Below are 1,258 nucleotides of genomic sequence, written 5' to 3' on the forward strand. Positions count from 1 at the left end.
TTCCGAGGATGTCAAGGGTAGGTAAGGTTCTTCGCGTTGCATCGAATTAAACCACATGCTCCACCGCTTGTGCGGGCCCCCGTCAATTCATTTGAGTTTTAACCTTGCGGCCGTACTCCCCAGGCGGTCGACTTATCGCGTTAACTGCGCCACAAAGTCCTCTAGGGACCCAACGGCTAGTCGACATCGTTTACGGCGTGGACTACCAGGGTATCTAATCCTGTTTGCTACCCACGCTTTCGCACCTCAGTGTCAGTGTCAGTCCAGAAGGCCGCCTTCGCCACTGGTATTCCTCCCGATCTCTACGCATTTCACCGCTACACCGGGAATTCTACCTTCCTCTCCTGCACTCTAGCCTGACAGTTCCGGATGCCGTTCCCAGGTTGAGCCCGGGGCTTTCACAACCGGCTTATCAAGCCACCTACGCGCGCTTTACGCCCAGTAATTCCGATTAACGCTCGCACCCTCCGTATTACCGCGGCTGCTGGCACGGAGTTAGCCGGTGCTTCTTCTGTGAGTGATGTCCTTCCTCAGGGGTATTAGCCCCAAGGCCTTCTTCCTCACTGAAAGTGCTTTACAACCCGAAGGCCTTCTTCACACACGCGGCATGGCTGGATCAGGGTTGCCCCCATTGTCCAATATTCCCCACTGCTGCCTCCCGTAGGAGTTCGGGCCGTGTCTCAGTCCCGATGTGGCTGATCATCCTCTCAGACCAGCTACGGATCGTTGCCTTGGTGAGCCATTACCTCACCAACCAGCTAATCCGGCATAGGCTCATCCGATAGCGCAAGGCCCGAAGGTCCCCTGCTTTCTCCCGTAGGACGTATGCGGTATTAGCCTGGGTTTCCCCAGGTTATCCCCCACTACCGGGCAGATTCCTATGCGTTACTCACCCGTCCGCCGCTCGTCAGCAGGGAGCAAGCTCCCCCTGTTACCGCTCGACTTGCATGTGTTAGGCCTGCCGCCAGCGTTCAATCTGAGCCATGATCAAACTCTTCAGTTTAAAGTCTGATAGTTCCTAAGGTGGAACCAAACCTGGCTCAAGGGTCAAACGTTCTCAAAAAGACCCGAAAGTCTTTGACGAGTCGCTTGCCTTGATGGTTCTGTGACTGGTCACCGACCCATCGACAAGCGCCCACATGAATTACCTGATCGATTGTTAAAGAGCGGCTCCGAACCCTTAAAGAGTGGAGCGTCTCGCTGTTGCTGTGCCGTCTGGCCCAGCGCCCGGCGAGGAAGGCGTATTCTACGTGACCGG

The 1,258-nt window shown here is 55.9% G+C and carries 1 rRNA gene; it reads right to left on the minus strand.

The features are described from left to right. Window positions 1-1,003 (minus strand): 16S ribosomal RNA (locus CR157_RS22010); the annotation flags it as partial. Window positions 1,004-1,258 lie beyond the last annotated feature (255 nt).

The sequence above is a fragment of the Halomonas sp. LBP4 genome (assembly GCF_003202205.1).
GTDB classification, from domain to species: domain Bacteria; phylum Pseudomonadota; class Gammaproteobacteria; order Pseudomonadales; family Halomonadaceae; genus Halomonas; species Halomonas flagellata.